Genomic DNA, 18,778 nt, shown 5'->3' with positions numbered 1-18,778 from the left:
ACAAGACAAAGGAGAAAGTGACAGTGAAAATCGGTTGGATTGGACTCGGCAACATGGGGATTCCTATGGCAAGTAATCTGCTGGCAGCGGGCTTTGACCTGCATGTATGGAATCGGACACCAAATAAAGCAGCACCGCTACTGGCTCTTGGAGCTAAACAGTCAGCTTCACTTGCACAGTTAGTCGATGAATGTGATATCTTGTTTACTATGGTCAGTGATGATGACGCTGTCAAAGTGATTTATACCGGGGCAAACGGACTGCTTTCTGCTGCTGTAAAAGGAAAGCTGGCCGTAGACATGAGCACAATTGCTCCAGAAACATCGCGCTTTTTGGCTGAACAAGCGAAGAAGGTCGGTTTACGATTTCTCGACGCTCCTGTTTCGGGAAGCGTAGGTCCTGCCAAGGAAGGCACGCTCGTCATCATGGTTGGCGGCGAGCAAGCTGATTACGAAGAAGCAAAGCCGATGCTGGACAAGCTCGGCAAAGTAGCGCTGCATCTGGGACCAAACAGCTCGGGTACATCTGCCAAGCTTGCGATCAATCTGCTGCTTGGCATTACAGTGCAGGGTGTTTCGGAAACATTGCTCTTCGCCCGTTCTCTCGGGATTAGCACGGAGCAAATGCTGAATATCATTTCCGAGAGTGCAGTAGGAACCCCTCTCATTCGCGGAAAAGCTGCTTCGATTCTCGCCGATGATTTCCCTGCTGCCTTTGCTTTGAAGCACATGGCAAAGGATCTCAGACTCGCGAAGGAAGCCGGCGTATCCACACCAATGGCAGATACGGCAAATGCCAGCTACCGCCAAGCCTTGGAGGGCGGACTGGGTGAAATGGATTTGATGGCGATTCTCCGGCATTTGGAGCAGAAGAAGGAAGCTGTAGCTGCTAAATAGCAGTCAGCCGAAAACACGAGAAAAGACCGGAAGCGAATTCCGGTCTTCTTTTTGTCTCTACCTAGCCTTGTTCAACCGTTCTTACTGCTGAGACTTCAGCCATTCATTCAACAGCTTTGCATCCTCAATCGCGCGTTTATCCCCTAAAATATCTCCTGGCTTGTTACCTTCGCCGATGAGATAGCCGTCGTAGGTTGTTCCCACAAAGGACAAGACGTATTGGAATTGCTGGATCAACGGAAGTCCTTTCAAACGGGGCTGATCTCCGCCCGTCGTGATGACATACGCACGTTTTTGCCCCATCGATTCTTTGAATGAATATCGTTTATCCCGCAAGCTTTGTGACCAGCGATCCACAAAGTTTTTCATGTAGCCAGACATGCCATACCAGTAAATCGGAGTGGAAAAAATGATAAAGTCATGTGCCATCACGGCTTCGATTACCTCATCATAATCGTCCGCCACGGGGGCGAAGCCGTCTGCATCATGCCTTTGATCGTGAATCGGGCGAATCTCCTTTTCTCGCAAACGAATACTGGTGTGAGGAATCCCCTGCAATGCCAAATTGGTCAACTGCTCAGTATTCCCTTCCTCTCTTGAGCTGCCGTGCAAAACGAGAATCTTCATTTCCTATCACTCCATTTCCATTTTTCCCATCTCTTTTCTTACCTATATTGTAGTGAAAAAAATGGGCTGCGTCATCTTTTGGCAAGCCTTGGGTGCAGTCATACAGAAAAACCCTCCAGCAATCTGCCAGAGGGCTACACATTTTACGATATAGAAGTACTAGCTTGCCTGTTCGCATGCTGATACAGCTTCCAGGCCAGTAAGAAGCCGACGAGCAAAAGCCCAGCGGAAAGGGAATACACCGCTCTCGTTCCCATCCATTCTGCAAAGGCTCCCATGATCAGAGACGAGACCCCGAATACCATCATGTCAATCGTTCCTTTTGCAGACAGCACATATGGCAATGCCGACTCCTCTGTTTGCTGTTGAAGTATCGTCTGTTTACTGACGAAGAACAACTCCAGAAACGGTCCGAGCAAAAAGGAAAACAACAGGGCTACAATTGGATGCGAGCTGCTGCCAAAGGCAAACGTAATCAAGCTTGCACAAATCGTACCGATTGCGATTGCCTTATACAGATGACGCTTGAGCCGATGAGCAAGCATCAGCAGCACACTACCACCTGCAATCGCTCCGAGCATGTAAGCAGCATTGATATATCCCCACCATGCCTCGCTGCTTCCCAAAACCTCAAGAACAAATGGCAGTAAGATCGCTGCAATCCAGGCTGCTCCTGACATCCCAACTACGATATCCATGGCAACCAAGAGATGCAGGGACGGGGTATCCCGGATGATTCTCCAGCCTGTGAGCCAACTTGTTTTAGCCTGCCGGGGTTCGGACTGGTTGTCTTCTTGTCTTTTGCCATCCTTTGCAGGAGCAACACCCAGCATCGCCACTGTCGCCACCACATAGGCTCCTACCGTTCCTAAAAGAACCGCGCTTGCCCCCAGCCATGCGACAAGCAGCCCTCCTGCCGCCCAACCAGCAAAATGAACGGTTTGATCAGAGGTTGCCAAAAGTCCATTCGCCCGCATCAGCTCAGATCGATCAACCAATCGTGGCACAAGGGCGTTACGTGCTGGATTTGCCCAGCCGTCCATAAAGGAAATCAGAGAGGCAAGCACAAAGAGCAGCCAAATCACTAGCTTTTGCTCCCCTACCCCCATCGCCACGACAAGAGAGGCAATGCCGAGCAAAATCGTCTTGATCCCTTGAGATAGCACAAGCATTCTCTGCAGGGAAAGATGCTGAAACACCAATGGAGCAAGGAAGCTGCTGAGTGACTGTGACGTCACGTTGACCACTGGAATCAATGCCGTGTACATCACGGAGCCAGTCATCGCGTACATGACCGAGATAAACGCAACAATATAAAAAACGTCCCCCAGATTGGCCAGAGTCTGACCCGCCCAGAGGCAAATAAACCGTCTATTCCACACGGTGCGACGCCTCCTGTCGGTTCAGGACTTTATTTAATTGTCCTGTTGGAATGAAAAATTAGTTCCACCGACAACTCATCACAATGGAGGTGCACCTCGTTTTCTTCAAATTTCTCTCATTATATGCCGGAATCTGTCTGTTGCATAGATTTGTTTCTAAAAAAGCTGTAATACACCCAGCCCGCGTTGATAAACAAAAAGGCGCTGGTCATAAAAAAGACCCCGCTGATGCTTACATAGCCAGCCAGAAAACCGCCAATCATCGGTCCGAGCATACTTCCAATGCTGACAAAGCTGTTATTGTAGCCGTACACGCGACTCACCATATGCACGGGCGTCGCTCGCCGCAAGAGCGAATTGACTGATGGCAAAAGCCCACCAAGTGACAATCCGAGCAGGAATCTCAGCAATATGAGCTGCCACACAGTTGCTACAAAGCCTTGTGGAATAAACAGAATTGCCGCCATCAGCAGTGCACCCAGGAGTACCTTTTGCGAGCCGTAGCGGTCTCCCAATCTACCCAAGCGTGGAGAGGCGAATACATTGGCAATCCCCATCGCTGCTTGCACAAGTCCTGCCCATAAAGCTACCTTGGCGCCTTCTGATCCGAGAAGCTGTGCGATATAAATCGGAAGGACAGGGATAATGCTAAACAAAGCAAACTGGATCATGACCGTTACAAAAAAGAGTGCCGGCAGCTCCTTGGACGAAAAGATCATGTGAAAATCGTCACGCAGACTCGAACGATCCTTTTTCTCCGGAGGCACAAAATTTTCTTTTACCGTAAACGTAATCACCAGTGTAGCGAGCAAAAGCAGGCTTCCCGTGATGAAAAAGATCATCCGAAAGCCAATACGCTCTGCCAAAAGCCCACCAAACAGCGGACCCATAATGGTTCCCGCCGTAATAAACGATTGCAGCATGCCTTGTGCCCAGCCAATTTGTTCTTTTGGCACAGAGGATGCGACGAGTGCTGTACTCGCGGGAATAATCCCTCCAACCAAGCCATTAATTAAACGCAGGGCCAACAGCTGCCATACGCTCCCGGCAAATCCCGTCAGTGCCACTGTAATCGACATAAAATAACCAGAGCGCAAAATCATGATCTTGCGCCCGTGCTTATCCGCCAAATTCCCCCAGATCGGTGATACGAGACCTGCCGTCAAAAAGTTGGCTCCAAATATAATACCTGCCCAAGCTGTTACTTCATGTGGATCTTCTATCCCGAAATCTTGTTGAATATACAGAGGTAAAAAGGGCATGATCATGCTCATCGCAACCATCACGACGAACAAAGACCCACATAAAACATATAAATTGCGGCGCCATATCTCCATCGGATTCCCCCGTTCCCTCGTCTTATCATTTACGATTCTTCGCCAGTTGTACTCCCTAAATCTTGTACACTCCACAAGGCATGATAAATGCCCCTTTGTTCCAGTAAATCTTCATGCTTGCCCTGTTCTACGATTTGTCCTTCTTTCATGACAACAATTTTATCTGCATGGGTAATGGTCGATAGTCGATGGGCGACAATGATGGTCGTGCGTCCTTTGGTCAATCTCGCCAGCGATTCCTGAATGGTATGCTCGGATTCCAAATCGAGGGCAGAGGTCGCTTCATCCAAAATCAGAATACCTGGATCACGCAAAAACACGCGGGCAATGGCGATCCGTTGCTTTTGTCCTCCCGAGAGCTTTACCCCCCGTTCGCCCAGCTCTGTATCGTAGCCATTTGGCAGCGCCGAAATAAACTCATGGGCATGTGCTGCTTTGGCTGCGTCATAGACAGCCTCATCCTTTGCATCTGGATTGCCCATTAAAATGTTTACCTTTGCAGACTCACTGAACAAAATATTGTCCTGTTGAACCATACCAATGTGATTGCGCAGATTCCGCTGCTTGATATCGCGAACGTCTACGTCATCAATTGTAGTTCTTCCTTCGGTCACGTCCCAAAAGCGCGGTAACAGGCTGATCAGTGACGACTTCCCGCCACCAGACATACCGACAATCGCTACGGTTTCTCCTGGCTCGATCGTCAAATCGACGTTTTGCAGGACGAGTGGTCCTTCCTCCCGATAGCGAAAGGAGACATTCTCAAAACGGATTTTTCCTCGGATTCGTTTGGTTGCAGGATCGACCGGCAGCTCCCCTGCATTTGGCTTGTCGACGATGTCATAGGACTCATCTATAAACTCAAACATCCTGTCCATCGATGCAATCGCCTGGGTCAGGACTGTGCTCGAATTGACCAGCCTCCGCAATGGCGTATACAACCGGTCCAGATACGCATAGAACGCAACCAGTGTCCCCACACTCATGCTGCCCCCGATCACCTGGTATCCTGCATAGGCGATAACGAGCAATGGTGCGATATCCGTAACAGTATTGATCACGGAGAAGGTACGGGCATTCCAGCGTGTATGCGTCAGTGCTTTATGTAAAAAATGATTGTTTTCTTTGGCAAATTCCTTGCTCTCATGATCCTCCAAGGCAAAGCTGCGAATCAGCGACATGCCGTTGACTCGCTCATACAAATGTCCCTGTAAATGTGCCAGCGCCGCTGAACGATCCTTTGTTAGCTGACGTAAGCGCTTATAAAAGAATTTGACGGAAATGCTGTACAGCGGAAATACAACGATGGCGACAAACGTGAGCTCGACATCCATGTAAAACATGATTCCCAATGTCATCACGATCGTGAATGTGTCGAGCCATAGATTCATCAAGCCCGTTTCTACAAAGCTTTTGGTTGATTCTACATCGTTGATCACACGAGAAATGACTTCACCCGTTTTGGTGTTGTTGTAGTACCGCATGGAGAGCCGTTGCAAATGCGAAAACAGCTGATTGCGAATGTCAAACAAAATGCGGCTGGATACCCACTGCGCGTAATATTGCCGAATGTATTCAACAGGTGCACGAACAACGGTAAACAGCAAAAATACACCAATCATCAGCCAGAAAAGCTGCGTTAGCTTTTCATCCTGGGGAAGTGGGCTCGGTAAAAGATCGTCAATCACATACTTAATGAGAAGCGGCAGGGCAAGCGGAATCGAAAATTTAATAATACCAATGAAAACGGTACCTAAAATCTGTTTCCAATACGGCAGCACATATGCCAGATAACGGCGTATGCTCAACCATCATACCTCCTTTGCAAACAAGGAAATCCCTCCCCCGAATTACGGGAAAGGGATTATTCCTCATCGTCTCGTACTAAAAGATAGCGTTCGTACCAGCGCTGAACGAAGCCGCTTTGAAAGGGACCACGACGTGCGCTTACCCAAGCCAATACTTCTTGCAGCGCTGTCTGTACTCTTTCCACGACAAACGGAGGGTAGTTCATCTGTCTGGAATGCAGCAGAAACTCCTCTTCATCGAGAATCGAATACGTCATGTCAGGAAACACTTTTACGTCGAGATCGTAGTCTATGTAGCTGAGCAACTGCCCCTTCATGCTAAAGGGCGAACCAAGGTTGCAATAATAGTAAATGCCGTCGTCGCGAATCATGGCAATGGTATTGAACCACTGGCCTCGTCCAAATGTACAAATGGCCGGTTCACGCGTACGCCACTCCCGTCCGTCTGCTTCTGTCACCTTGACCCGATCATTTCCCCCAATCACCACCGCATCACTGGTATGAATCAGCGTAGATTTGTCCCATATGCGGTGCAACGAATGGTCGTGTTTATAGCTTTCAATGCGGATATTGGAGCCCGGAGTTGGTGACATGACTCTCCCCTTTCTTCTCTTCTCTATCTGAATGGGGACAAGCCTCCTTAAGAAGAGAGCTTTTTGGAAAGTGTAACAAATTTTTGTACTTCATAGCCAAGCGAAAGGTAAAACGGAAGGATTTCGGGATTAGCCTGGTTGACCATAATCAGAACGTTATTGACGCCTCTCTGCTTGAACCGTTTTTCAATCGCGGCAACGAGTTCGCGTCCTATGCCACTGCCTTGCATCTCTGGAAGAACGGCGAGCCGGTAAAAGTAAGCACGCGCCCCATCAATGGTGCCCACTACCACTCCTACAACTCTTCCTTCCATCTCTGCAACCATTACCAGATCGCTGTCCCATGCCAGCTGTTGGGCCAAGTCGTTCAACGACTCCGTCTCCGATTGGTCCAAACCCGTTTCCTGCCAAATCCTTGTGATAGCCGAATAGTCACCGAGTCGAAACGGACGAATCAGCATACGTTGCCTCCTTCGTAGCCTTCTTGATCTATTGTACAACAATTGGACAACTTTGTCTTGTGTGGTAACACGTCAAAGTCTCCAACTCCGCGCATTTATTCAAGTGATTTTTTTTAGGTCAAAAGAGAAATTCCACCGTCTACAATCAAGGTTTGTCCACGAACCATCCATGCTTTGTCAGAGAGTAGGAACATCACAGCATTCGCCAGATCTTCCGGTTCCACGATGCGACCAGCTGGAGTACGTTCAGCAGAGCTACCGAGCAATTCCTCACGATTCGGGAAATGCTTGAGTGCATCTGTATCTACCGCGCCACCCGAAACGGCATTCACGACAATGTTATGTGGAGCCAGCTCAACAGCCAGATAACGAGTAATTGCTTCTACTGCAGCTTTGGAAACACCCACTGCTGTGTAGTTGTCCAATACGCGAATTGAGCCAAGGCTCGACAGGCTGACGATTTTTCCGCCGTTGCCGCTCTTGATCATTAGTTTTGCCGCTTCTTGCGCACAAAACAACAGCGCTTTACTATTAATTTCCATTGTCCAATCCCAGTGACTCTCTTCCAGCTCCATTAATGGGCGGAGAACACCAGATGCTGCGTTATTCACGAAGACATCCAGGCGACCGAATTCCTGGTCGATTTCAGCGAACAGCTCCTTGATTTTTGCTACATCGCCAACGTTTGCTTTAATCAAGTGAACACGTGCACCTTTTGCTTCCAGCTCAGCTGCTGCTTCTCTGGCAGCTGTACGGTTACGGAGATAATTCAGTACGAGATCATAGCCCTGTTCAGCCAATTGCAAAGCAATTGCTTTACCGATTCCTCTCGTTCCCCCGGTTACTAATGCTACTTTTTTTGTATTCATAAAAGTATTGCCTCCTAATCAGACCAACTATTAACAGCAGGTACTAATACTTAAAACCACTCATTTATTATACAACTCCCGTTCCGCTTTTTCTACAAGAGCCGTTTTTGTACCAGTGATTGGAACTGCAGAAGGCAAGCCATACTATACGAGCATCATCCATAAGCCGCTGCTACTAGGTACGCAGAGATACTGGCTAAATTGCCTTTGGAGGAGGACGACGAATGTACATAGGACGAGACTTATCTGAATTAACATTGGAACCGATGGAACGCTGGGAGCTAAACGAGCTTTTGTATCACCAGCATATTTTTTCCCAATTAGCTCTTTATCTCAGCACAGAAGGCGCCTCCCTGCATGTTAAAATCATCCGTGAGCTTGAATCGCGAGGACCGACCCATGGTGATAGCGGAGGCTGGGACCACTCGTCCACGCCGATTTATGATTAATAAAAGAAAACGGAAAAGAGCAGGCTCGTTTGATGAGAGAGGCCTGCTCTTTTTGCTTTTTTGGTAAATCGAAAAATTTCTTTTGGCAATCTTGTAACCTTTTTCTCTTTTTTACGGATAAGTAGGCAGAAGGAAAGAGAGGGATAACCATTATGAAGAAAATGATCAAAATCGTCTGCCTTCTGGCAACCACCAGCTTACTCGCGGCAACACCTATTTACGCAACACAGAAGAGCAATAAATCGGCGGAGAAGACGCAAGCTGTGACTGTAGCAGATATTACAAAAATGGTTGACGACTCCATAGCCAAGACCAAAAAGCTTTTGCCTTACTTGGACGACTTTCCGCATAAAACCGTGACGATTGATGAGGGCGGCGATAAAACCGTTCGCGTTTTGCTTAAGAAAAACGAGGACGAAGAAAAGATTTTACCAAATGTTGTACTTTGGCTCGATAAAAAAACCGGTGAATTAAAGCGATTCCGCTTGTTAAATGATGCAAACACGGATGAGAGCCTGGCAAAGGGAGAAACGGCTGTTGAACAGGCTACTGCCTTTCTCAAGCAATGGTATGGGGAAGACATGCGAGGATATCGTTATAATCCATACCTCTCTCATACGATTGGCGTTCCGTTCTCCAAAGTCGTGAATGGTCTTTTTTACCCTAGCCAAAGCCTGCGAATAACAGTAGACTCAGCTGGACGCATCACCGAAGGAGGACAAGCTCCTGTGCCTGATTCCAACTTCAACTATCCTGTACCGGAAATCGAAGAAACCAGGTTTGACGATCCGAAAGATGCAATTCCGGTTGAAGAGATGGAAACACTGGTCGCAAGCATGATGACTCTCTCTCATGACGGCGATACCTTCATCTATCAGCCGATGTTCTCTGGGTATATCGATGCGAAGACAGGCAAGGGACTAGAGATTCGACAAGCGAATTACGAAACCCCAGGTCCAATCGTTCATGTAAAACCAAGCGGAGCGACCTTTTCTGTAAAAACAAAGGAAGACGCTGCCTCCTATTTGAAAAAAGAACGCGGCATCCAAGCAACAGCAGCTGATATACGCGAAGAAGCAGCACGGGATGAAACCAAGAAACGTTTTTGGTGGAAGGAAGGAACAGAGCAGGAAGCACTTGTCCAAGCAGATGCAGCTACTGGAGAAGTCGTCGCTTACTTTACCATCGATACAGAACAGAATGAAACAAAAAGCGTGACACGCGAGCAAGCCAGACTATTGGCAATTAAAGAGGTAGAAAAGTATTTGCCAAGCGGTACAACTGAATTGATGGAAATTGTGAATCACCGCAGTGAAAACTGGCGCGGAAATATGTTTACCTTTGCTCCTCTCCATCAAGGAATTCCAAATCTGTCTCACGCATTTACCGTCAATATACATGGCGACCAGGTTACAGATTTTTTTGGAGCTACCAAGGCCAAGCTAGCAGCTAAACCAACAGAGGTTGCAAAGGTTGTTTCTGCAGAACAAGCAGCAAAAGCATTCTTGAAGGAAAATCCTCTGCAACTCATTTACTTCTACCCGAAGGATAACGGGAAACAGGCTGTGCTCACCTATCAGGCTAAACAGGGCTATTCTTTGACCAAAATCAATGCCGTAACCGGAAAAATCATAGAGCCGAAGAACGAATAAGGAGGAAATGTTTTGCATGACGAGCTCAACGAGAGAATCCGCCATATTTATCAGACCTACTACAAGGATGTCTACTCCTTTTTACTCTATTTTACCAACAATCAGAATGAAACAGAGGATTTGACCCAAGAGGTGTTTACGAGTGTATTGCGCTCCCTCCCCAATTACGATGGGCGCGTCGTGATTAAGACCTGGCTGTTCTCCATCGCCAAATATGTTGCGATCGACTATTACCGCAAGCAAAAGCTCAAGCTGTTCTTTTCCGAAAAGCTCCTGCGCAATACGGTAACAACAGAAGGTGTACCTGAAGCAGAGCTGTCCCATAAGGAAGATCTGGTAGCATTGAAAAAAGCTTTGCAAAAGCTAAAGCCCGGCTTTCGCATGGTCATTATCTTGCGTAGCATCCGCGGCTGCAGCATCAAGGAAACAGCAGAGCTTTTAGCGATTTCAGAAGCAAAAGTAAAGGTAGATTATCACCGAGGCTTAAAACAGCTACAGCGCTATATGACCGAATCGACGGAAGGAGGGTGGCAAAATGAATTCGTTTGATGAGCTGGAAAAACAACTAAAACAACTATCGGAGCTGGAGCAGTCCCCTCGGCCAGAATATATTTCTTATTTGGACGAAAAGCTGCAAAAAGAAGCGTCTATGGTCAAACGTCGGTTACGCAACCGCCGCATTTTAACTCATGCAGCAACAGCTGCAGCCGTAATTTTATTGGGAAGCTGGGTTTCAACAATGCAGTGGCAGCAGCCTTCGCCACAGGCATCTACGAATCCAGCAAATACGAATATAGCCTCTCCGTCGATGTCCGGATTACAGCCAGAAGCTCCAGCTGTGTCAGAAAAAACACCACTGGCCCCTGAACGAGCTCAAACGAAACCAGAAGTACCAGCATCTCCTTCCAAGCCAGATGAGCCAGAGACAGACACAGAGCAGTCGATTACTGTGCAGCAGCCACCCGCTCAAGTAAGCACAGAGGCGGCTGAGACTCCTCCACTCCAAATTGCGCAAGCGTATTTAAACCAGATGCTTGGGGACGAAAGCAAGGACTACATAATAAACACCCAGCAGACGGATATAAAGAAAGGTCAAATTGTCTTCAGCCGCATCATTCACGGCGTACCTTTCTATAACGACAGCTATTCCGTAGGCATCGAGCATGATGCAGTAAGCTATTTCAAATTCAACCGATTACCGGAGAAGCAGCGCAATTTATCTAAATTCCCTCCTCCAGACCATATTCTCTCGGAGAAAAAGGCTATGGAGATCATCGCTGATACCATGCAGTCTGTTTATCGCTATGACAAAAATGGCGTACTCTCCAAACGCTTTGAGCTGAACTTCCCAGGATATCTGGATGCAAAAACAGGAAGTGCCCTCATAACATCAGATCAATCTACTCAGATTCCTACACCAGAAACGAACATTCCTGTGAAAGCGGAAGGCAAAAAGCTGGAAGCAAGCTCATTGAATGCAGTCATTCATTTGCTCCAAGAGGAATTTGGTGTCACCTTTGATGGCGAGCAAGGAACATCGCCCAGCTCCATCTCATATGGAAACGGTTGGGGAACGGAATATATGTGGACAGGATCTGATAAAACCATTTCGGCCACCATCAGCCCAAGTGGCACGCTGACCGCCTACCACGTTCAGGAATCCAAGGATGAAACCTCCACCGGATCAAAGCGTGCTACACGAGAGGATGATCAAAAAAAGGCAGTCACGTATCTACAGCGTTATCTCGACAAAAAGATAACGGCAATCGGCTACCTTGGATCAAGCTGGGATGAAGAAGAAATTCATTACGGCTTTGGCGCTTTCGTAGACGGAATTCCAATTAAGGGCCGTACCTATAGCGTAACGCTTGATCAGAACGGGAAAGTCACCGGAATGGAAGTAGCCAAGACTGCCTCCAAAAATCCGCCGCTGTCCTTTGAAGCCACCTCCAGAGAAGCTGCCATCTCCGAATACTTGACCCAGCACAAGCTCGAGCTGGTCTATATATGGCCGAAAAAAACTTCAGATGACAAAAACACTACGGATGCTCCACAGCTCGTGTACCAGCAAAAGTGATCCTGCCCCACCCAACAAAAAGTGGCGTTCGAAAATGCTTCGCCACTTTTTGTCATCTGTTCACAGAGATGAATAATTGTCAGAAAATAATTTCTTTTTAAAATTAGGTAAAAAAGTGCTTTACATCAAGAAGATATTCCCATATTCTAAAAGTACGTTTTAAAACACTACGAAAGAAAAGGAGGCTGTGACAAATGATGATGATGAATGTACTCCAACCTGTTGCTGCTGCTTATGATCGTCTTATCGTTGTTACAATTGAATATGGCAACGCCTCCTGGACTGACGAATCCTAGTTTTATTCGTGTTTTAAACATTCCCATTTCGTCAAATATCCGACCACAGGCGTTGTTGCTTGTGGTCTTTCATTTTCTTTGTGATTCCCAAAAGACCGCTGGCGTATTGCCCGTGGTCTTTTTCTTTCTCCAGCAATCAAAAAATGGATATGATTCAATATTTAACCTTTGAAGGGAGGTGATCGATTATGGTACTGAACTTTTTGTTTTTCACAATCAAGATTGAGCGCAATCACGTAAATGCTGAACAACGTATCGCGACATACGCTCGCACACGTTACCTGGAAGAACGTGCGGAAGCCCACGCCTTTCAAGCAGCCCAACACATCAGCCGCATCTAATTTTTCACAAACAATCATTTTGAGGAGGGATTTTTTATGAAAACCAAACAAAGACGTCAGATGATGAGATTTACAGGAGTCAAAGCGATAGATGGCAGCTGACTGCACCAAATAAAAGGGATGGGAGGGATACGCTCATGTACATTCCGATGATTTTTTTCACGATCATTATTGAAAAGAAAAAAGTGACTCCAGAGCAACAGGAGGCACACTATTTGCAAAAACAAGCAATTGCTCAGTGGGAAGAGCAAAAGCATCAAATCGCGATGCAATTTCCTGAGTATTTGTATCGCTAATATAAATGCGTCAAAGTAAAGCAAAAAAAGAAGATCAGGTCTCATAGGGACTTGATCTTCTTCTTTTTTAGCCTCCTTCACGTAGCAGCCCAGCGAAGATACTGGCGAATAGGTCGGCTAATTATTTTTGCAGCAACTGCCTGATCTTGTGATGGGCCATCGGAAAGGTATACGCGTCAAGCTCTTCCCACGCTTCATAACGAGCATGCGTCGGCAATTCGTCCCCTTCAATCCAGTCACAGGACCAAACCTGCATGTTCCATTGCAAGTGGGAGAAAATATGCTGAACCTCTCCAATCGGCTCCAGTACCTCGACATCAATACCGAATCGCTCGCGTAGTCCATTGGCAAGTGCTTCGCGTTTGGTCGTTTCCGTGTCGGCATCGGACTCCACCATCGGGAATTCCCACATGCCAGCCAGAAGCCCCTGCGCCGGCCGCTTGTTAATCAAAACCTTGCCGTCACGCACAATGACTCCCACCTGAAGACTAACTGGCCGAGGCGGTTTTGCCTTTCCTTTGACCGGCAGCTCTTCCTGCACACCTTCCTGACGCGCCATGCAGTAATCAAACACTGGACAGGTCAAGCATTGCGGTGTACGCGGAACACAGACCATCGCACCTAGCTCCATCAATGCCTGGTTAAAATCCCCTGCTCTTCCGACTGGAATCACTTGTCGCACGAGATGCTCAATTTTGATTCTTGTAGCAGGCTTGGCAATATCGTCAGTCAAATACAGCAAACGGGAAAAGACACGCATGACATTGCCATCGACTGCTGGCTCCGCCTTTTCATACGCGATGCTGAGAATCGCTCCGGCTGTATACGGGCCTACACCTTTTAGTGTCGCGATCTCTTCGGGCGTATCCGGAACCACACCACCATAGCGCACGGTTACTTCGCGCGCGGCCGCTTGCAAATTGCGAGCGCGAGAGTAATAGCCAAGTCCCTCCCACGCCTTTAGCACATCTTCCTCCGGTGCCTGGGCCAAAGCTGTAACGGTCGGAAATTTTTCCATGAAATTCGCATAAAAAGGTTTAACCGTCTCTACACGCGTCTGCTGTAGCATGATTTCAGATACCCAGACCCGGTACGGATCACGGTTGATCCGCCAAGGCAAATCACGTTTTTGCGAGTCATACCAGCCAAGCAAATCCTGTGCGAATCCAAACACATGAAATTCTTCCGGTAATGTATACTTGAGGCTCGTTTCTTTTTTCCTTGCCATTTCTGTTTTGTCTGCTCCTTTTTATGAAAAGCTATAGCTCGGCGGCGCGAAAAGCCCACACATGCAGCTTGCCCGCTCCCGCGACACAGTTGCAAAAGTCGCGATCAGCCAAACGGACGGACTTGATTTGTTCGTACTGCTCCATCGTGTCTACATCAAAAGCTTCGACGAACAATCCTGGCTGATCCACACCTTCCCAGCTGCGATACTGTTTGGCGCCCATGCCTTCCATACGGGCAGCCATATCTGCGAGCAGCAGCAGCCCTTGGGCGCGCTTTTCATGCTCTAATTTATATTCGATAAAAACCGTGATCACAATATGCGCCCTCCCCTTCGAGGTTTGTCCCCTACATCATACCTTTCAAGGCCCTATGGGAACAAGCTCACAATTTTTTTCAGCAGAATGAGGGAAATATATCGCACCTCGCGCTATAATAAACAATAAAGATCAGCCTGGAAGGAAAGGAGGAAGACAACGATTCCATGGATACCGCCACGCACTTTGCCATGGGCTTTGGATTAGCTGGTCTCGCCTATCTCGATCCTGTTGTAGCTTCCACTCCGGCACTCGCGGGAGCAGTCATGATTGGTACGGTCATTGGCTCGCAAGCACCTGATCTAGATGGCTTGGTCCGCCTCCGTGGCACCGCAGCCTATGTACGCAACCATCGGGGTGTTTCGCACTCCGTTCCGGCACTGTTTCTCTGGACAGGAGCAATCTTTGTCCTCATACAGGCAATCATGCCGCAAGCACACTGGTTCCACCTGCTGAGCTGGATCTTTTTAGCGGTTTGCCTGCACGTATTCGTTGACTTGTTCAATTCGTATGGCACGAAGGGCTTGTACCCGTTTCGCGATAAATGGGTTGCTCTCAACGCCATCTTCATTTTTGACCCGTTCATTTTCGCCGCTCACCTCGTCGGCTTCCTGCTTTGGGCTTCGGGCGTCGATCCGGGCAGGTCGTTTCTTCTGATTTACATCATTATCGCCGGCTATTACTACTGGCGCGTTCAGGTCCAAAAACGAATGACAGAGCTGGTGCGACAGCGCATTGGAAAAACCGGGACCTATACGATCATCCCTACGCTTTCGTGGACGAACTGGACGTTTGTCGCCAAGACCGAGCACCACTGGTACGTTGGCGAGTTAATTTCCGGGGAAGTGATTATTCTCGACACCTTTACAATCAAACCCGAAAATGAGCGCATTGCCGCTGCGAAAAAAAGCTTCAAGGTACAATCATTTCTCGCCTTCACCCATCACGTCCATGTTGAGACCAAGGAACGCCCTTTTGGCTATGAGGTCAAATGGATCGATCTTCGCTATCGCTCCCGATTCCAAGGGAAAAGTCACTACATGTTCGTCGCAGTGGTATATCTGGACTTTGATTTGACTATCCGCGACTCGTTTGTCGGCTGGATTCACCGCGGTGAGGATCAGCTTGCCAAAAAGCTGGATTCAAATCGACAGCTAAGCTAAAGCGTCATAAATAAAACCGTCCAAGGCATCTGGACGGTTTTTGTCCTTCCTATCTGACCCGCTTCATTTACGGAAAATTGCCCCTTCATACCGAGTCAGAAACCGACTACGATCATCTTACAAGCAACATTACTAGTAGTCAGACTGGAGGACTTGCCATGATTCCCATTCGTTATTCTAAACGTACGATTACAGACCAGGAGCAAATTGACGCCTTTTTACTGCAAGCCAAGGTCGGCAATCTCGGTTTAACCAATGAATTCGAGCCATACATTCTCCCCCTCAATTTTGCCTGGTGGAATGGCTGTATTTATTTTCACGGGGCTGATTCCGGGCGAAAAATCGAGATGATCAACGCCAATAATCGTGTCTGCTTTAGTGTCTGTGAAGAGTACGGCACGGTAGCTGATCCCGTCCCTGCCAATCTGGATACCATGTACATGAGTGTATTTATTGCTGGCACAATTGATCGCGTACAGGAGCCTGACGAGATGCGCGATGCGATGCAAGCGATGATCGATAAATACGTACCAGGCTACTATCAGGTGCCATTGTCACTGCAGCATGTACTTAAATATCGCTCCTCCATGGGAAGCACCACTGCCATTTTCAGAATCACGCCAACCTCTATTTCGGCAAAAGGCAATCCGCATTCAGATGAAATGAAGTATTATCCTGGTCGAAAAGTAGAAATGGATGTGTAACGAAAAAAGACACGCTCGCCAAACAGCAAGCGTGTCTTCTTCTTTTTTCTTACAGAATAGCTGGGGCACTCATGCCTGTAGAAATGGCAAGCCGGTTCCAGCAGTTGATTGTATTGATTGCCATAATCAGTGACACGTATTGGTTCTCATCGAAATGCTCTCTCACCTGTTTATACACCTCATCGGATACGCCACCATTCGTAATGACAGTCACAGCCTCGGTCAAGGCAAGCCCTGCGCGCTCCGCTTCCGTGTATACAGCCGATTCTCTCCATGCGCTCAGCAAGTATATGCGCTGCTCTGTCTCACCTAGCTTGCGCGCATCCTTCGTGTGCATATCCAGGCAAAAAGCGCAGCCATTGATTTGGGAGGCACGGATTTTAATCAGTTCAATCAATTTTTTATCCAGACCAGTTTCATGCACATACTTTTCCAGTTGGAGCATTGCTTGAAACGCCTGTGGATTTGCTTTGCGATAGTTCATTCTTGCTTCCATGATTATCGTTCCTCTCGCCTTTAAATTGGTTTACACCCTCAAAGACGACTAACCATCCGATCCTGTGACAAACATTTACGCTTTTGCGACAAGATGGGATAATTTTTCTGGATTGACCATCATGTAAATCCGTTCGATCCGATACTCCAAAGGATGCAACACGAATTGAAAGGTGATTTTTAATTCGCCATCTGACATGACCACGATGCCGTCCTGACCATTCATGGTACGGACCTGCATCGTCGAACTGGCAGCCCAGCGTGGCCAAATCCCGAGCAAGAACGCAACGATACGTTGATCGGAGAAAATTGGCCGCAATGCCGATCTCGCTTTTCCCCCGCCGTCGCTAACCAGTACAGCATCGTTCGTGAGTAAGCTTATTAACGTTTTGGCGTCAGCTTGGGAGATCGCTTGGATAAGCTGTGTCACCAAACGAGTGGAGCGCTCCGGCTGCGTCTCTGTCTGCAAGCCGGCACCCTTAAGCTTTTGTCCAGCACGACTGAACAGCTTGCGGCAGCTGTCTTCCGTTTTGTCCAGCATCTCTGCAATGGCACGATAATCGTAATCGAGCGCGGTACGCAGGATGTAGACAGCCCGTTCTTGCGGGGTAAGGGTATCAAGCAAAACCAGCAAGCCGTAGGATACTGCCTCTTTTTCCATCACGACATGCAGGGGATCATGCTCACTTCTATCAGCCATGTACGGTTCAGGTAACCATTCTCCTACATACTGCTCGCGTTTCCAGCGTGCGGATTTTAGCGTATCGAGGCATCGGTTGGTCACAGCCTTGCACAAATAGCTTTTCACATGGTGAATGTCGTTGAAGTCATTTTGCGCAAAAGCCAGGAATGTCTCCTGCACGATATCTTCTGCCTCCGTTACGGAACCAAGCATACGGTAGGCAAGAGAAAACAGAAGCGCCTTGTACTCTTGATAAACATCCTCCATGCGAATCGGCATTACTTGGCCTCACCAAATTGCCAGATCGTATGACTTAGGCTGCCATAACGGAAGCTCATGTGCAGCCGCTTCGCAGTGCGGGCATCATCTGCTGCCCCCATTACATAAACCAAAGGTACAAAATGCTCGCTGCCGTAGACAGGAACCGCCTTTTCCGCATGAGGTGCAAGTTCGCGGTATTTGGCCAGATCGTCGACCTTCCATTCCGTCAGGGTTTGTTCCAGCCATTGCTCAAACTCAAGTGCCCACTCAGATGCGCCACCTGTTGTTTCGCGCATATCGATATAAGAAAAATTATGCACGGTGCCGCCACTTCCGATAATCAGCACATCTTTTTCTCGAAGCGGACTCAGTGCCTTGCCAATCGCGTACTGCTGTTCAATCGTGAGGTTCGGATTGACGGACAGTGCCACGACTGGAACATCTGCATCCGGGTATACATGTCTCAGCACTACCCAGTGACCGTGATCAAGACCTCTTGTAGTGTCGAAGTTGACGGGTACACCCGCTTTTTGCAAAAGCTCCAGTGTTTCTTTGGCAATATCGCTGTCGCCTTTGGCTGGGTATTGAATTTCATACAATTCGCGCGGGAAACCGCCAAAGTCATGAATCGTCGGGAAGGTATCTACGAACCCCACGTTTTGCTCAAAAGCCTCCCAGTGTGCCGAGAACATGACGATCGCCCGGGGACGATGCGGCAAAAGACTTGGTAATTGATTCATCGCTTGTGTATATACGTTGTTTTCAATCGCGAGCAACGGAGCACCGTGCGCGATAAAAAATGATGGCATCATGGTGAAACACTCTCCTTTGAATGCTTTATAGCT

The 18,778-nt window shown here is 47.9% G+C and carries 21 protein-coding genes; 9 read left to right on the top strand and 12 right to left on the bottom strand.

Annotation, left to right across the window (positions count from 1 at the left end):
- Positions 1-23 precede the first annotated feature (23 nt).
- Positions 24-896: an NAD(P)-dependent oxidoreductase gene (locus ADS79_RS03015; RefSeq protein ID WP_049736922.1), complete on the top strand. Its 873-nt coding sequence runs from the start codon at positions 24-26 to the stop codon at positions 894-896.
- An 81-nt stretch (positions 897-977) separates the two neighbouring features.
- Here the strand turns inward: ADS79_RS03015 and ADS79_RS03010 are convergent, their stop codons facing one another.
- The 7 genes from ADS79_RS03010 to fabL form a co-directional block, all read right to left on the bottom strand.
- Positions 978-1,523, bottom strand: coding sequence for a flavodoxin family protein (locus tag ADS79_RS03010; RefSeq protein WP_084765582.1), 546 nt, complete (start codon positions 1,521-1,523; stop codon positions 978-980).
- Positions 1,524-1,666: 143 nt separating this feature from the next.
- Positions 1,667-2,905 carry an MFS transporter gene (locus ADS79_RS03005; RefSeq protein ID WP_049736921.1) on the bottom strand — a complete coding sequence of 413 codons (1,239 nt, stop codon included), beginning with the start codon at positions 2,903-2,905 and terminating at the stop codon, positions 1,667-1,669.
- Between the two features lie 119 nt (positions 2,906-3,024).
- A complete protein-coding gene (locus ADS79_RS03000) occupies positions 3,025-4,242 on the bottom strand; it encodes an MFS transporter (protein ID WP_049736920.1) in 1,218 nt (405 codons plus the stop codon).
- Positions 4,243-4,271: 29 nt separating this feature from the next.
- Positions 4,272-6,050, bottom strand: coding sequence for an ABC transporter ATP-binding protein (locus ADS79_RS02995; RefSeq protein ID WP_049736919.1), 1,779 nt, complete (start codon positions 6,048-6,050; stop codon positions 4,272-4,274).
- Between the two features lie 56 nt (positions 6,051-6,106).
- On the bottom strand, positions 6,107-6,643 hold the full coding sequence (locus tag ADS79_RS02990; protein WP_049736918.1) for a DUF402 domain-containing protein: 537 nt from the start codon (positions 6,641-6,643) through the stop codon (positions 6,107-6,109).
- A gap of 47 nt (positions 6,644-6,690) precedes the next feature.
- Complete coding sequence (locus tag ADS79_RS02985) at positions 6,691-7,104, bottom strand: GNAT family N-acetyltransferase (RefSeq protein ID WP_049736917.1); 414 nt, start codon at positions 7,102-7,104, stop codon at positions 6,691-6,693.
- A gap of 113 nt (positions 7,105-7,217) precedes the next feature.
- Positions 7,218-7,973, bottom strand: coding sequence for an enoyl-[acyl-carrier-protein] reductase FabL (fabL, locus tag ADS79_RS02980; protein WP_049736916.1), 756 nt, complete (start codon positions 7,971-7,973; stop codon positions 7,218-7,220).
- Between the two features lie 224 nt (positions 7,974-8,197).
- On the opposite strand from fabL, the gene ADS79_RS02975 reads away from it, so the two are divergent.
- The 6 genes from ADS79_RS02975 (at position 8,198) to ADS79_RS34830 (ending at position 13,084) form a co-directional block, all read left to right on the top strand.
- Positions 8,198-8,422 carry a hypothetical protein gene (locus ADS79_RS02975; protein ID WP_049736915.1) on the top strand — a complete coding sequence of 75 codons (225 nt, stop codon included), beginning with the start codon at positions 8,198-8,200 and terminating at the stop codon, positions 8,420-8,422.
- Between the two features lie 152 nt (positions 8,423-8,574).
- Positions 8,575-10,074: a YcdB/YcdC domain-containing protein gene (locus ADS79_RS02970; RefSeq protein WP_049736914.1), complete on the top strand. Its 1,500-nt coding sequence runs from the start codon at positions 8,575-8,577 to the stop codon at positions 10,072-10,074.
- A 12-nt stretch (positions 10,075-10,086) separates the two neighbouring features.
- Positions 10,087-10,623 (top strand): RNA polymerase sigma factor, encoded by a 537-nt coding sequence (locus ADS79_RS02965; protein ID WP_049736913.1) that lies wholly within the window; start codon positions 10,087-10,089, stop codon positions 10,621-10,623.
- Positions 10,610-12,151 (top strand): YcdB/YcdC domain-containing protein, encoded by a 1,542-nt coding sequence (locus ADS79_RS02960; protein WP_049736912.1) that lies wholly within the window; start codon positions 10,610-10,612, stop codon positions 12,149-12,151. Before ADS79_RS02965 ends, ADS79_RS02960 begins: the two co-directional genes overlap by 14 nt.
- 484 nt (positions 12,152-12,635) lie before the next feature.
- A complete protein-coding gene (locus ADS79_RS35530; protein ID WP_162839503.1) occupies positions 12,636-12,788 on the top strand; it encodes a hypothetical protein in 153 nt (50 codons plus the stop codon).
- A gap of 137 nt (positions 12,789-12,925) precedes the next feature.
- Complete coding sequence (locus tag ADS79_RS34830) at positions 12,926-13,084, top strand: YrzI family protein (RefSeq protein WP_141260872.1); 159 nt, start codon at positions 12,926-12,928, stop codon at positions 13,082-13,084.
- A 121-nt stretch (positions 13,085-13,205) separates the two neighbouring features.
- Here the strand turns inward: ADS79_RS34830 and mutY are convergent, their stop codons facing one another.
- Both mutY and ADS79_RS02950 read right to left on the bottom strand, forming a co-directional pair.
- On the bottom strand, positions 13,206-14,312 hold the full coding sequence (gene mutY / locus ADS79_RS02955; RefSeq protein ID WP_049736911.1) for an A/G-specific adenine glycosylase: 1,107 nt from the start codon (positions 14,310-14,312) through the stop codon (positions 13,206-13,208).
- A 31-nt stretch (positions 14,313-14,343) separates the two neighbouring features.
- Positions 14,344-14,628, bottom strand: a complete 285-nt coding sequence (locus ADS79_RS02950; RefSeq protein WP_049736910.1) for a hypothetical protein — start codon at positions 14,626-14,628, stop codon at positions 14,344-14,346.
- 167 nt (positions 14,629-14,795) lie between these two features.
- Here ADS79_RS02950 and ADS79_RS02945 point away from each other — a divergent pair, with 167 nt between their 5' ends.
- Together ADS79_RS02945 and ADS79_RS02940 are read left to right on the top strand one after the other, a co-directional pair.
- The gene (locus tag ADS79_RS02945) at positions 14,796-15,791 is read left to right on the top strand and encodes a metal-dependent hydrolase (RefSeq protein ID WP_049736909.1); all 996 of its coding nucleotides are present in this window, start codon (positions 14,796-14,798) and stop codon (positions 15,789-15,791) included.
- 158 nt (positions 15,792-15,949) lie between these two features.
- Positions 15,950-16,495 carry a pyridoxamine 5'-phosphate oxidase family protein gene (locus tag ADS79_RS02940; RefSeq protein ID WP_049736908.1) on the top strand — a complete coding sequence of 182 codons (546 nt, stop codon included), beginning with the start codon at positions 15,950-15,952 and terminating at the stop codon, positions 16,493-16,495.
- 49 nt (positions 16,496-16,544) lie between these two features.
- Here the strand turns inward: ADS79_RS02940 and ADS79_RS02935 are convergent, their stop codons facing one another.
- From ADS79_RS02935 to ADS79_RS02925, 3 genes are all read right to left on the bottom strand, one after another.
- Positions 16,545-16,991 carry a carboxymuconolactone decarboxylase family protein gene (locus ADS79_RS02935; RefSeq protein ID WP_049736907.1) on the bottom strand — a complete coding sequence of 149 codons (447 nt, stop codon included), beginning with the start codon at positions 16,989-16,991 and terminating at the stop codon, positions 16,545-16,547.
- 75 nt (positions 16,992-17,066) lie between these two features.
- Positions 17,067-17,951 (bottom strand): RNA polymerase sigma-70 factor, encoded by an 885-nt coding sequence (locus ADS79_RS02930; protein ID WP_049736906.1) that lies wholly within the window; start codon positions 17,949-17,951, stop codon positions 17,067-17,069.
- Positions 17,951-18,745 (bottom strand): dioxygenase family protein, encoded by a 795-nt coding sequence (locus ADS79_RS02925; RefSeq protein ID WP_049736905.1) that lies wholly within the window; start codon positions 18,743-18,745, stop codon positions 17,951-17,953. Before ADS79_RS02925 ends, ADS79_RS02930 begins: the two co-directional genes overlap by 1 nt.
- Positions 18,746-18,778: the final 33 nt, after the last annotated feature.

The organism is Brevibacillus reuszeri, from assembly GCF_001187725.1.
In the GTDB taxonomy this organism is placed as follows: Bacteria; Bacillota; Bacilli; order Brevibacillales; family Brevibacillaceae; genus Brevibacillus; species Brevibacillus reuszeri.
Note: the sequence above shows the minus strand (reverse complement) of the source record. Positions and strands in the feature narration are given on the sequence as shown.